At 66.7% G+C, this 13,288-nt stretch carries 12 protein-coding genes; 6 read left to right on the top strand and 6 right to left on the bottom strand.

Going from position 1 to position 13,288, the window contains the following annotated elements; translation table 11 throughout:
• Positions 1–75 precede the first annotated feature (75 nt).
• Positions 76–531 (bottom strand): DUF5330 domain-containing protein, encoded by a 456-nt coding sequence (locus tag G572_RS0119100; protein WP_051242752.1) that lies wholly within the window; start codon positions 529–531, stop codon positions 76–78.
• 307 nt (positions 532–838) lie between these two features.
• Between G572_RS0119100 and G572_RS24735 the strand changes: the two genes are divergently transcribed.
• The 4 genes from G572_RS24735 to G572_RS0119080 all read left to right on the top strand — a co-directional run bounded on the left by G572_RS24735 (position 839) and on the right by G572_RS0119080 (position 5,080).
• Entirely contained in the window at positions 839–2,683 is a 1,845-nt protein-coding gene (locus tag G572_RS24735) for a sensor histidine kinase (RefSeq protein ID WP_051242750.1), read from the top strand.
• Positions 2,684–2,696: 13 nt separating this feature from the next.
• Positions 2,697–3,473, top strand: a complete 777-nt coding sequence (locus tag G572_RS0119090; protein ID WP_029059844.1) for a peptidoglycan-binding domain-containing protein — start codon at positions 2,697–2,699, stop codon at positions 3,471–3,473.
• A 54-nt stretch (positions 3,474–3,527) separates the two neighbouring features.
• Positions 3,528–3,869: a DUF1491 family protein gene (locus tag G572_RS0119085; protein WP_029059843.1), complete on the top strand. Its 342-nt coding sequence runs from the start codon at positions 3,528–3,530 to the stop codon at positions 3,867–3,869.
• A gap of 149 nt (positions 3,870–4,018) precedes the next feature.
• A complete protein-coding gene (locus tag G572_RS0119080) occupies positions 4,019–5,080 on the top strand; it encodes an ABC transporter ATP-binding protein (protein ID WP_029059842.1) in 1,062 nt (353 codons plus the stop codon).
• A 22-nt stretch (positions 5,081–5,102) separates the two neighbouring features.
• On the opposite strand, the gene G572_RS0119075 is transcribed toward G572_RS0119080, so the two are convergent.
• From G572_RS0119075 to G572_RS0119055, 5 genes are all read right to left on the bottom strand, one after another.
• Positions 5,103–6,815, bottom strand: coding sequence for an ABC transporter permease (locus G572_RS0119075; RefSeq protein WP_029059841.1), 1,713 nt, complete (start codon positions 6,813–6,815; stop codon positions 5,103–5,105).
• A 3-nt stretch (positions 6,816–6,818) separates the two neighbouring features.
• Positions 6,819–7,817 carry an ABC transporter substrate-binding protein gene (locus G572_RS0119070; RefSeq protein WP_037547468.1) on the bottom strand — a complete coding sequence of 333 codons (999 nt, stop codon included), beginning with the start codon at positions 7,815–7,817 and terminating at the stop codon, positions 6,819–6,821.
• A gap of 109 nt (positions 7,818–7,926) precedes the next feature.
• Entirely contained in the window at positions 7,927–9,048 is a 1,122-nt protein-coding gene (locus G572_RS0119065) for an NHL repeat-containing protein (protein ID WP_029059839.1), read from the bottom strand.
• 25 nt (positions 9,049–9,073) lie between these two features.
• A complete protein-coding gene (locus G572_RS0119060; protein WP_029059838.1) occupies positions 9,074–10,492 on the bottom strand; it encodes a hypothetical protein in 1,419 nt (472 codons plus the stop codon).
• Between the two features lie 220 nt (positions 10,493–10,712).
• On the bottom strand, positions 10,713–11,834 hold the full coding sequence (locus tag G572_RS0119055) for a DUF2336 domain-containing protein (protein WP_169391339.1): 1,122 nt from the start codon (positions 11,832–11,834) through the stop codon (positions 10,713–10,715).
• 310 nt (positions 11,835–12,144) lie between these two features.
• On the opposite strand from G572_RS0119055, the gene G572_RS26055 reads away from it, so the two are divergent.
• Both G572_RS26055 and G572_RS0119050 read left to right on the top strand, forming a co-directional pair.
• Positions 12,145–12,357, top strand: coding sequence for a hypothetical protein (locus G572_RS26055; protein ID WP_084650439.1), 213 nt, complete (start codon positions 12,145–12,147; stop codon positions 12,355–12,357).
• Between the two features lie 82 nt (positions 12,358–12,439).
• Positions 12,440–13,279 carry a hypothetical protein gene (locus G572_RS0119050; protein WP_029059836.1) on the top strand — a complete coding sequence of 280 codons (840 nt, stop codon included), beginning with the start codon at positions 12,440–12,442 and terminating at the stop codon, positions 13,277–13,279.
• The last annotated feature ends 9 nt before the right edge of the window (positions 13,280–13,288 follow it).

Below are 13,288 nucleotides of genomic sequence, written 5' to 3'. Positions count from 1 at the left end.
CCGCCAAGTGTTGGCGCAAACGTTTGTTTGTGGAGCGCGCCGGGAGTGTCTGTCGAAGTCTTGCGGCTTTGGCTGTCAGGCTCCGGGGCGCGGTCTGGGCGTCGGGAGCGGCGATGCGCCGTCCTGCGGCAGATTGGCCGTCTCGGCCGGAGGCGCGGTCGCCTCTGCCGGGGCCTGCGATGATCCTGCGGAGGGCAGGTCGAGCGCCCATTCCGGTTCCAGATCGGCGGCCGAAAGCGTTCCGGTCGCGCCGGTGACCAGCGTGCCGTCCTCGTCCATGTAGTTGATCAGGATCTTGGCGCTGACCTTCGCCTTTTCGCCGATGCGGGCGATGGCCTGTCCGCCGGTGGCGCAGGTCTCCGGATTGCGTTCGCAGAAGCCGGAAAGGTCGCTGATGGTCGATTGCGCCGCAAAGAAAGCCTTCACCGGGGATATCCCGGCGGTCGCACTTTCGTCCGGACCCGTGTCGATCGGCAGGAGCAGGAGCACCAGACCGATCCAGAATGCGCATCTCAGCAAGAAGAACATCATTGCCGCCCTTCGTTCAGTCGTCCTGTTAAAGGTCGGTTCCGATCGCCGCAGACGGGTCGTCGAAAACCGTTATTCCCGCACACTAGCAGGTGCGTTCGAAAAAGCTGTTGCGGGTCGCGCGTGCATTTTCATCAATTTCGAGACGAGTTTTCGCAAAATTTGCATCAAATTTTAGCGAAATTGGCGCGCGCGCCGCCGATCACGGGCTCAGCCCGAAAAACGATGGTTTCACGGTTCCTTAAGCCGTTCCTGTGACCATTGCAGACAAGATTGGCGAACAAACGGCACGGGTGCCGGGACCAGGAATATGATGCCAGAATTTCGGGATCGGCTGCGGCGCGGGTTCGGCCTCGTCGACCAGTTGGTCCACCCGTCGGCGGCGCAGGACGCCTCCGGCCTTTTCAGACACCGGGCCTTCATCGGCGCGCATCTTGCGTGCGGAGCGCTCGCGCTCGTGGCGCTGCCGATGCTGCTTGCGCTGCACGGACCATTGTCGCCCGCGGCCATCCTCGTTTTCGCCTGGGCGCTGACGCAATTGCCGCTGGCGATGTATGTCTCGCGCAGCGGTGCGCTGGCGCGCGGGCAGCTTGGCTCCGCCATCACCTCCGCCGGCTTCGTCGCCGGGCTGGCTGCGCTGAGCGGCGGCCTTGCCTCGCCGGCGCTTGCCTTTCTCGTGCTGGCGCCTCTTGAAGCCGCGCTCACCCGCCGGCCCGGTGCGGTTGCCCTGACGCTTGCCGTCTGTATCGGTCTGGTCGCCCTTCTTGCCGGCGTCGACGCGAATGCCCTGACGCCAGCCGCGCCGGATCCACTCTTCGGCATGCTGCCGGTCGGCGCGGTCGCGACCGCGATGGCCCTGATGCTGGCAAGTCTGCTGGCGCTCGCCTTCGTCGCGGACCTCCGGGCCGCCGAGGCGCAGGCGCGGGGCGAAGCGGGCCGTCACCGGCTTCTCGCGCTCCACGCCCGCGACGCGGTCGCCGTGCATGAAAACGGCGGACGGATCGCAAGCATTTCGCCCACGGTACGCGGCCTGTTCGGCCTCGCGCCCGCCGAATTCGCCGGGGACGGGTTCTTCCAGCGTCTCCATGTCGGCGACCGGCCGGCCTATCTGAAGGCGATCTCCGACACCGGCGCCGACGGCACCCCGCGCCGTCTTGAGTTGCGCCTGCGCCGGGGCGGCAATCGTCCGGGCGAAACCGGGCTCTCCGACTTCGGCTGGATCGACTTCGAGGTGATGACCGATCCCGAGGGTGGGCGCGTCGTCTCGGTGATCCGCGACATCGACACCCGTCGCGAGATGGAATCCGACCGCGATGCCGCCCGCGAAGCGGCGGATGCGGCCCAGGAGGCCCGCTCGCGCTTTCTGGCAACCGTCAGCCACGAGCTGCGCACGCCGCTCAATGCGATTCTCGGCTTCTCCGACCTGATGCGGAAGCTGCCGCAGGCGGCCGCCGAGCCGCAAAAGGTGCAAGACTACGCCGGCCTGATCCATCAGTCGGGCAGCCATTTGCTGCAACTGGTCAACGACATGCTGAACATGGCGCGGATCGAGGCGGGTCAGTTCCGCATCGCCGTCGAAGCCGTCGACATGCGAAACTGTCTCGACGGCTGCCGGCGGATGATGGCGGCGGAGGCCGACCAGGCCGGCCTGCGCCTGTCGTCCGACATTCCGCTCGATCTCGGCGAGTTCACCGCCGATCCGCGCGCTTGCCGACAGATTGCATTGAACCTTCTCGCCAATTCCGTGAAGTTCACGCCCTCAGGCGGGCGGATCGTGCTCTTTGCCCGCAAGGAAGCTTCGGGGCTGGTATTCGGTGTACGCGACACGGGCGTCGGCATCGAGGCGGCGGATCTGGAGCGCGTGACGAAGCCCTTCGTGCAGGCAAGCGACGGAACCACGCGCGCCCATGAGGGCGCCGGGCTCGGACTGTCGGTCGTCAAGGGGCTGGCCGAACTGCACGGCGGGCGGGTCACGCTCGAAAGCCGCGTCGGCGCGGGAACCTGCGTGACGGTCTATCTGCCGCTCGCTCAGGCTCCTTCCACGGCGATTGCAGAACCGGCAGATATCGACCGCATGTCCGCATCCGAACCCGCATCCGACGCCAGTGTTGCAGCGGGTCCCGCCCAGGCCGCGGCGGTAAGGCGGATCGCATGACCCGGGGGCTTCGATGAGTCAGGGACAGCGCAAGTCCAGGCGTCCGCGAGCCAAGGCCCGGGCGGCCGAGCACGACACCTCCGGCTCCGGCGGAGGGTTCGGCGCGGCTGCGCTCGACAATCCGGTCGCCGCAGGCGGCTGGCTGGTCATGGTGCTCACCGGCTTTTTGATCATTGCAAATGCAACGGCATTTCAGTCCGGCCGCCATCCGGCACCGCTGGTCGCGACCAGAGACCGCCCGTCGCCGCCCGCCGAGGTGGCGCCCGCGCCGGACCGTGCAACGCTGCAGGCGCAAAAGCTGGTGCGCGACATCCAGGTCGAACTGCGGCGGCTCGGCATGTACGAAGGACCGCTCGACGGCCTCAAGGGACCCGCGACCGAGCGCGGCGTGCGCGCCTACCAGCGCGCTCGCGGCCTTGCGGAAACGGGCCGTGTCGACGAGGCGCTGATGGCGCGGCTGTCACTCGACACGGGCGACGGGGTCAATGGACCTGACGCGCCGCCGCTGCCGCCACTGCCGCCGGCCACCGTGCCGGGATCGTCCTCCGCGTCACCGTCGGCCACGCCCTCTACGGCCCTTTCGCCCGAGCGTGTCCGCATTGCCGGCATTCAGTCGGCTCTTGCGGAACTCGGATACGGTCCGATCGAGGTCGACGGCTATGCCGGCGAACAGACCTCAAACGCCATCCGGCGTTTCGAGCTGGACCGGGGCTTGCCGATCGACGGTGCGATCAGCGAACGCATTGCGACGGAACTCGAAAACGTGCTGGGCCGCCCGCTCGGGGGGTGACTATGCTGGGCTTGCGATTCGCGCCCCTGACGGGCCTGGCGGCGGAGCTCCTGAATGCGTCTGACATCCGACTTCTTCGTATCCGCGCTTGTGCGGCGCTGCTTTTCGGAAAACGCCTATGCCAGCGTCGTTTCCAAGGGCGCGCTAGAGGCCGGGGCAATCTATATCGTCGTCGACCGGCGCGACGGCTGTTTCGACCTTTACGGACCCGCGCCGCAATCGGCATTTGACGGCATGACGCCCGGCGGCCGGCTGTTCGAGGTCTTGCTGAAGGCGGCTCCCAAGGACGAGCTTGACCGGCGCCTTGCCTCCGAGCGGCGCATGGACCCGGATGTGTGGATCGTCGAAATCGAGGACCGCGAGGGGCGCGTTTTCTGGGACCTTGCGGACAGCTGACGGCCGATGTGCGGCGCTGTATGCGGGGGCTGCGTCACCCCGGTTTCACAAACCCCTTTCATAGTGCCGCGTCGTACCGGCATAGTCGCGCCGTGTTTCCTTGCAGCCGGCCCCGCTGGACCGGCCCGCGACAAGTCTGAAAAGGCCCGATGTCCGTTTCCGTCCGTTCCCTGTCCAAACGCTTCGGTTCCCATGCCGCGCTCAGCGATGTGTCGCTCGAGATCGAGACCGGCAGCTTTTTCGTCATTCTCGGGCCGTCGGGTTGCGGCAAATCGACATTGCTGCGGTTGATCGCCGGCCTGGAAACGCAGGACGGCGGCGAGATCGATATCGATGGGCGTCGCGTGGCGGGGGCCGGCTTGCATGTGCCACCCGAAGACCGCGACGTCGGTGTCGTGTTCCAGTCCTATGCGCTTTGGCCGCATATGAGTGTCGAGGCCAATGTTTCCTTCCCGGTTGAAAGCGCTGGCCTGTCGACGCGCGAACGCAAGAGCCGGGTCGAGCGCAGTCTGGAGACCGTGGGGCTCGACGGATTTGCCAAGCGCAAGCCCGCGTCCCTGTCCGGCGGTCAGCGCCAGCGCGTGGCTCTGGCCCGCTGTCTCGCGCAGGCGGCGGGAACGGTGCTGATGGACGAGCCGCTGGCCAATCTCGACCCGCATCTGCGCCAGACGATGGAAGAGGAACTGGCGGAGTTTCATCGCAACACCGGCGCGACCACCCTCTACATCACCCACGACCAGCGCGAGGCGATGGCGCTTGCCGACAGGATCGCGATCCTGTGGGAGGGGCGTGTGCTTCAGTCCGACCGGCCCGAGTTCCTCTATCGCCGGCCGGCGAGCGAGCGTGTCGCCCGTTTCATCGGGCGCGCCGCGATCTGGGACGGCATGCTGGACGGCGTGTCCGGCGCGAACGGCACGCGCTGCGCCGAGGTTCGCTGCGGGCCGTTCCGCTTTGCCGCCGATTGCGCGGGTTCCGTCGACCAGGGGCCGGCGCGCATCGTGCTGCGGCCGGAGGACGTCGAGATCAGGACCGAGCCGCATGCGGTCAACGCGCGGGTCGAGACGGCGGTCTATCGCGGCGGTTTCTGGGATGCGGCCCTTTCGGTGGAGGGCATCGCCACGCCGCTGGTCGCCCATGTGCGCCAAAGGTTGACGCCGGGCGAGACCGTTCCGGTCTGCCTTTCGTCCGGCTGGGTCCTGCCGACCGGGTGAGGCAACTGCCGGCCGGTTCTTGTCAGTCGCGCCAGGGGATAGTGCCCGGCGGCACATGCCGGGCGAGGCCATTGACGGCGAGCATCACCAGCACGGTCGCAAACACCGTGACGCTCGCCATCGCGGCGGCGAGCGTGGTGTAGCCGCCATCCTCATAGTTGAAGATGGTGGTGCCGATGGTCTCGTTTCCGGCCGACCACAGGAGTGCCGAGACAGTGACCTCGTTGTAGGCGGTAAGGAACACGAGAATCGCGCCAGACGCCGCAGCCGGTGCGACCAGCGGCGCATAGATGCGCAGCAACCGGCGCGCAAAACGGGCGCCTGCCACCCTTGCGGCGTCGTCCAGGCTGTCGTCGATCTGGACGTAAGCCGCCGTGACCGATTTCAGCCCGATTGCGAGAAACACCCCGACATAGGCGATCAGGATGATTGCCAGCGTGCCGTAGAGACTGACGCCGAAGAGCGGCAGCGGGCGCAGAAACAAGAGAATGAAGGCAATCGACATCACAAGGCCGGGCACCGCATAGGCGATGTCGGCCTGGGCCGCCGCCAGCCCGGCCAGCCGGCGCGCCGTGCCGCGACGCACGATCAGGAAATAGCCGAGCGGGATGGAGATCGCGGCAATCAAGAGCGCCGCCACGGCGGCCGCGAAGGTGGAATTGGCGAAGGCGCGCAGCGTCACCGACTGGCGAAACAGGATTTCCGCGAAATTTGCCAGCGTGAAGGTGTCGGCGGCGAGCGGCAGGCCGTAGGTTTTCACCAGCGCGGTGGCGAAAAGCGCGGTCGCGGGCAACACGAGCGCCAGCGCGACGAAGGCCCAAAGCGCTGCCTCGACCGCGCCGCGCATCCGTCCGAGGTCGACGGCGAGCGGCTGCTGCGGCAGTCCGACCAGCGCATTGCGCATGCCCCGCTGGAGCAGGGTCTGGGTCGCGACCAGCACGAGGGTAACGAGCGCGAGCAGCACCGAGATCAAGGCGACATTGGCGATCACATCCGGTCCGAAGCCGGCAAGCCGGCGCCAGATCAGAACCGGCAGGGTGGTGTAGCGCGCCGGAATGCCGATCAGCGCGTTGATGCCGAAATTTCCAAGCGCGCTGATGAAGGCGAGCATGAAGCCGGCGAGAAGGGCGGGTGCAAGCAGCGGCAAGGTGATGCGCGTCAGGCGTCGCACCCCTTGCGCGCCGCTGACCCTTGCCGCATCGCTCAACTCGCGCGGAAAGGCGCGGAGTGCCGCGCGCACCACCAGGAAGACGATGGGCATGTGCTGCAGCGCCAGAAGCGCCACGAGCCCGGCGGGCGTATAGACCGGGTGCGGGCTACCCGGTGCCGGCGCAAGGCCGAGCCACTGCAAGACGGGACTCGCCGGGCCGAGCGCCTGGCTCCAGGCAATTGCCGTCACATGCGGCGGGATCATCATCGGGATCAGCACCAGGAAGACGAGAGCGCCCTTGACGCGCACGTTGGTCAGGCCGATCACCAGCGCAAGCCCCGTGCCGGCGACACACGCAAGAACGGCGGAGAGGAAGCTGCTCTCCAGCGAGTTCCACAGCGCGCGCTGGACCGAGCGCGAGGCGGCGGTTTCCATCAGCGGCGCAAGCGTCACCGTGCCTTCCGGCGCAAGTCCGACGGCGAAGAGAAGCGCCAGCGGCAGGCCGCAGACGAGGGTCGTCAACGAGACGACGGCGGCGAGGGAAAACCCTTCGCCGCCGCCCATGCGTCTTGTCAGCTTCGGCAAGCGTTACCCGCCGAAGATTTCTTCGAACTTCATCTTGTCGGCGACGTCGTTTTCGAGCGCCTTCGCCGGATTGAAGTCGAGCAGCTTGATCGTATCGCGGGCCGGGAAGCCGGCGGGCGGCGCGATGTCCGGATGCGCGGGCAGATAGCCCTGGTCGGCGGCAAGCTGCTGTCCCTCGGCCGACAGCAGGAAGTCGACGAAAGCCTTTGCGGCGTCCGGGTTCCTGGCGGTGGAAAGGATGGCGACCGGCTCGGTCACGGCCGAAACGCCTTCCTCGGGAAACACGAAGGCAACCGGTGCCCCGTCTGCGGCGCCCCGGATCGGCAGGAAATCGACGACGAAGCCGTAGAGCTTCTCGCCGCCGGCAACCGCCCGGTAGGTGCCGCCATTGCCGCCTTGCGGGTTGGCGCCCTGATCGGCGAGCCCTTCGTAATAGGCCCAACCGAGATCGGGATGCGCGGTGATTGCCGCCATGTGGATGGTGGCAGCCCCCGAGGTCAGTGGCGAGGGCATGGCGATGCGGCCCCTGGCCTCCGGCTTCAGGAGGTCGGCGTAGGAGGTCGGCACCATTTCGGCGCTGGTGTTGTAGACGATACCGGTGGTGATCAGCTTGGTGGAGAAATAGGTTTTCTCCGCGTCCATCAGCGCCGGATCGTAGGCGGAAACGTCCGCCGTTTCGTGGGCCATGAGCCGGCCCTCCTGCCTGAGGCCCTCCATCGTCACCATGTCGGCGATCAGGAGAACGTCGGGCTGGGGATTGCCGGCGGTAAGTTCGGCCCTGAGCTTGGCCATGATCTTGGTGGTGCCGTCGCGCACCCATTCCACCTCGACGCCCGGATGTTTTGCGGTGAAGGCATCGACGGTCTGCTGCGCGTCGGCATTGGGCTGCGAGGTGTAGAGCACGAGCTTGCCGGACACCTCGGCGGCGGCGGGCGAAACGGCGAACAACACGGCGGCAGAAACGGCGGCAGCGCGGATGGCGGCCTTGAAGCTGGTCGTCATTGAGGTCTCCCGGACAATGCGGCCCGGCACTGCGGGCGGTCCCGAGGCCGTATCAGACCCGTGTAACATTTGAACGACCGCCTGTCACAGGCCGCGCCGCGCCAGGGGACTACTCCGCGATGGCCGCCGAGCGGTTCCATTTTTGCGGAAGCAGGTCCCCGCCAAGCGGCGAAATGAAGAGCGCTGCGCCGTTGGCGGTTGCCTCGGCCGCGTGAAGGGCCTCGCCGCTGGTGCCCTTCGGCAGGGCGATGTCCCAGCTTGCCGCCGCATCGCAGCCCGAGGGAACCGGAAGAGCCGCCGTGCAGAGCGGATCGACCTCGAAGACCGAGGCGATCCCCACGCCGGTGAAGGTGGTGGTGCTGGCGGTGACGAACATCTGCAGGGTCGAGGCGCCTGGCGCTTGCGCCAGCGACAGGCCGTAAACCCCGAGATCGCCGAAACAGGCCAGTTCCTGCAGGAAGGTGCCGTCGGTGCGGATGATCTGAATGCGGTGGTTCAAGGCATCGGCGACATAGACCCGGTCGCAAGTATCGACGTCGATGGCATGGGGCAGGTTGAATTCCCGCTCGCCCGATCCGGGCTGGTTGTCCGGTGCCGACCAGTCGCTCAAGACGGTCGCCGTCGCCGGGTCGATGGAAAGAACCCGGTTGTTCAGGCCGTCGAGATCCCCGTCGGTCACCCACATCAGCCCGCCGCTGTCGAAGGCGACGTCGGTCACCTTGTCGAATTGCACCGGATCGAGGCCCGTGCCCTGGCTGGTCTCGCCGCAGGTGCCGATGCTGCCGCGATAGGTGCCGTCGAGGGTGAATTTCTTGACGCAGTGGCCATAGCTTTCGCTCGCCGTCACCGGGGGCGCCATGTCGGTGATCCAGGCGTAGTCCGTGCCGTCGTCCGCCGTCTGGAAGGTGAGCGAATGCGGCTCGCCGAGATCCGTGGTCGACCAGGTGGAGAGCAGGTCCCCGTCGAGGCTCCAGACGGAGACCGCCGGATTGCCCCGCTGCACCATGAAAAGCCGTTCGCCGTCCGGCGACAGGGTCGTCCAGCTCACGTTCCGGAAATCGAAGCTGCCCGCCTGCGGAAAATCCGGATCGAGCATATAGGCCTCGACGACTTGCGCGTGAGAGCCGGGGGCGGCGATGCCGGCCAGGAGCAGCAGGGCGCCGGCACGCGCGCCATTGGAAAGATGCCGCCGCCGGCGGCCCGGCTTGGGCGTATTGACGCGATGGTTCATCGTCCCGGTCTCCGTGGCTACGGCGTCACGCCTTGGGGTTTGGCGCGGTGTGATGCAGGGCGGCGCCGGTCGGTTTGTCTGTCTTCGCCTCGCCACCCGTCGCCACGGTGCAGAGTTCGGGCAGCGCGTAATACTCCGAAGGGAACCAGGAAGGGGATTCGACGTAGTCATAGTAATCGGCAAGCGCCAGGCTGGTGCCGCCCTCGGCGATGGTTGAGGCCGATTCCATGAAGGTGACGGGCCGCGCGTTCGTTCCGTCGGAGCCGGGCAGGAGCGAATACCAGGTCCACAGATAGCGGCCCTGCGGATACTCCTTCGTGGGCGGAAACAGCACCGAGATGATGTTGGTCGCCTGACCGGGCGAAAGGGCGGCATTGTCGGTGACCGTTGCGTGGATCGTTCCTTCCACGGCCGGAATCCGGGCCCAGTCCGGCGGCTGCTGGCCGAGGCCGATGTTGTCGCAGGACAGCACGACGGGCGTTGGGTAGCCGCGTGTCAGGAAATAGATCTCATTGTAGATGAAGCCGTTTCCCGCCCAGGGCGGCGGGGTGGTGCCCGTCGGCGCGACGCCATAGAGCAAGGCCACCTGGTCCTGAAATCCTGCGCTCGGGTTGTATTCATAGGACATGATGGTCGCCTGCGCCCGGTCGGTCACGACCCGGTAATCGGCGTCGGGCTTCCACTGGTAGAGCACGACGGTCGGCAGCGGCAGGCTGGCGGAATCGACCGGCGTCATGAAGGTCGTCATGTAGAAACAGTCGTTCCACACCACGAGCTTGAGATTTTTCGGGTTTCCCGGCTGGAACCCCTCGATGACGGGCGTGACCCATGTGCTGACATTGGGCGAGGAGGTTGCCTCGAAGGTCGGGAAATAGGTGAAGGAGAAATTCTGGAAGAACGCGAGCTGCGCCGGATCGCCCATGGTCGGCGACGGCGGCGGCGCGCCGAACATCATGCGGAAGGGAAGCGACGTCGCGCTGTCGAACCAGGTCCAGGTCGCGGCGTTGGACCCCTCCACCGGCTGTTTCCACCAGTCGACCTCCTGCGCCTCCATCCAGTTGAGATAGCCGGTCTGGAAATAACTCGCTGTGTCCGGAAGCCAGTTCTGCGTCGGCAGGGTCCAGCCCATGTCGACATCCGTGAATGTCAGACCCTTGTCGGTCGAGACCTTGGTGCCGGAGGGGGTGATCACGTACCACCAGGTGCCGTAGTCGAGGCCGACGACCCGGATCGACAGGGTCTCTCCGGCGACATAGCCGATGAAGGCGAGGCACATCTGGTAAAACGGCGTGGTCTTGGGATCGTCGGACGGCGGCGGACTGTAGGCATGCAGCAGGGCCGTGCATTCCCAGCTCGACGGCAGCACCGGCGCGGTGGCCTCTGCGCGCGTTTCAAGCTGTGGCGGCTTTGCAATCGGAAACGTGCCGTGGGTGATGCGGGTCATGTCGCTCCCCTTGCGTTCCGGCAAAGCGCGCACGCAAGGGGTGCGCTCTCGGCCGCGTTGGCGCATCGGGAAACCGGCTCGCACCATGGGTCACCCGAAGAACCTTCGGCCTTCAGCGGTCGTCGGTTCCGGGAAGATGCTAGCGCAATTCTCGTATAAATGGCAAAAAAATGATTTAAACAACTTTAATGCGAATTGACCGTTCGGTTTGGCGTTTCGCTCAACCGGCGTCGCGGCGCACCGTGCGCCTGGGGACCGGAACAGGCCCGGCCTGTGCCGGCGCGCCGACCGCGCGCCGCTCCGCATGGGCGATGCCCTCCTGCAGGGGGGCATGGACGGCGGCTCTGTCCGTCGTCTCGACCGGGTCGGCGCTGGTCTTGCGCCAGCCCTGGGCGAGGATCATCGCGGCGCGCGGCGTGATGGTGTCATGCAGTCTGATCAATGCGCGCAGCTCTTCAAGCGGCAGGCGGGTGCCCAGGAGGCGCACCAGGATCCGGCCGCTTTCCGTGTCGCTGGTGCCGAGCGCGCGCAGGCAGACGACCAGCGCCTCGCCACTGGGGTCGTCGACGATGCGGGCGGCCATATCGCCCGGGAGATCGAGCGTATAGGAGAGATGAGCGGCGAAGACCGCGACGCCGCCCGACAGCGCGGCATCGACCAGCGACCGCAGCACGGCCGGCTTGAACTGCGCCGACAGAATGCGCGGATCGCCTTTCTGGGCCAGCTCCGACAGCGTGCGGGCTTCGGCGGCCGCGATGGCTTCCATCCGGCCGGTCGTGTCCAGATCGAGAAACAGCCGAAACAGCATGGCGGACGGCAGGGCCTTGCGCCGGGCAAGGCTCGAGGCCAGCGGTTCGAGCACATCGGGACGTGTCGCAAGGATCCCCAGCAGGTCGTCGTCGATCTCGATGTCATCCTGCTCGAGCAGGACGCGAACGGTCTGTGCGTCGCCATGGCGCAGGAGCGCGGAGACGATGCGCGGTGACGCCGGTCGGCGCACGGCAATGGCGCGGCGCACGCATTCCGGGCCGCGCGCGGCGCGGTTGATCAGGCCGGCTTCGGGCAGGGCGCGCGGCGTCGCAAGCGCTGCGGTTGCCACTTCGGCGTCGGGATCGAAGGTCAGCAGCGACAGGCAGTCCAGCGGTGCATCGCCATAGGGGGCAAGCAGTCGCGCGATGGTGAGGCGATGGGGAGCGGGGGTTTCCGGCAGAAGCTGGCGAAAGAGTTCCTCGAACACCCTTTGCTCCTGCAATGGATGCGAGTCGGCCGCGACATAGAGCTCGGTCGCGGCAAGCAGCAAGTGTTCCTTGCGCTTGTTCTTTGTATCCAGGGAAAGATCCACGACGCCATCCAACGGCTTGTAGGCCGCGGGCCGGGAGCCCTGCGGCGCGGGGGAACTGGGCGGATGCTTGTCAGTCTTGGACACGGGGCGGACTTGTCACTCTACGCGGGACCACAACGCGTCCCGGACTCAAACCACACGCCGGACCGCCGCGCACGAACGGCCCGCTTGCATAGAAATGGCAGAAAACCGTTAGCGACTTGTTAACCGTGACTCGCGCCTACTGACTTTACGGCAGATGGTTTCGCGTGACCTGCCAGGGTTCAAGGGTTCGGCCTCCCGCCGCGCCGCAGGGCTCATGGAGGATGCAATGGGCACCGTGCTGAGTTTCAATTCATCCCGACGTTTCGAGCGTTCGCTTCATCGATGCGCACCGCAGCGACCCGGCCATCAAGCCGAGGTGGTGATCTTCCCGGGCGTGCGAATGGAACGTGATACGCTTGATCTTGCGGCCCGAATCGGGCGCAAACAAGAGAACGGTCCGCATCGTGGCGCGGATCGCGACCCGGTCCGTCCGCTCTGAAGGCAAAGGACCGGGGATTGTCGCCGCCGGCCCTGCGCCGCGCGTCGACGCTCTCAGGTTCGGCGACGGGAAAGGCCCCGGGGTGAAGACTGGCGGTTATGGCAAGTCGGCGTGGCGACGCCGTGCGCTCCTGCGTTTCGCGGGGCTTGCCGCCGTCTGTCTTGCGCTTGCGGCGTGTCAGCGTCCGACCGGCGATTTCGGCCGCGCGGCCCCTTCCGTCATCCATGACAAGATCATGCCGATGGCCGGAGACGAGCTTGCCTCGCGACGCGGCGAGCCGGTGTCGAAATTCAATCTGACCGATGACGAACGCGAACTCAGGGACCGTGCCTGGACGCTGATCCGTCCGCCGTCTTCCGAAGACTGGATCGAGGGCACCCGCACGGAGCTGATCCGCACGCGCGTCATTCCCGAAATCGGCGGCCAGGCCGATCCGGCCCGCTATTATGCCTATCTGCGTTCGGACCGTTATGCTTCCAGCGAGGTGCGTTACGACCGCGTCGCCGCCGACGCCAGAGGCGACGCCGCACTCGTGGAGCCGTTTTGCAAGGTGGTCGCGCGGGTGGATGCCGCCGACCAGGAGCGGCTTCGGGCGCTGGGCCGGCGCGATGTCTCCACCCAGGAGGAACTGGCCGGCGCACAGGCCCGCGTCTGGGAAAACCGCCGCTACATCAACTGGGCGGTACAGGCGCTGCGCCATCGGCTCACCGCCTACCGTCAGGCGATCGATGCGCTGGAAATCGAAACCCCGTCGAGCGACAAGGTCTGGGATGCCAATGTCGCCTGGAAGCTTCTCGCGGCGGAGATCGTGCGCTTGCAAAAGGGCTGCGACACCTCCAACCGCTATGGCCAGCCGGAAGAGGAACGGCGCTCGCGCATCTACGACAACTGGGGTGCCGAACGGCCGGCGCTGCAGAAATAGATCGAACCG

The organism is Stappia stellulata DSM 5886, from assembly GCF_000423705.1.
In the GTDB taxonomy this organism is placed as follows: domain Bacteria; phylum Pseudomonadota; class Alphaproteobacteria; order Rhizobiales; family Stappiaceae; genus Stappia; species Stappia stellulata.
This window is presented reverse-complemented; position numbering and strand designations above follow the sequence as displayed.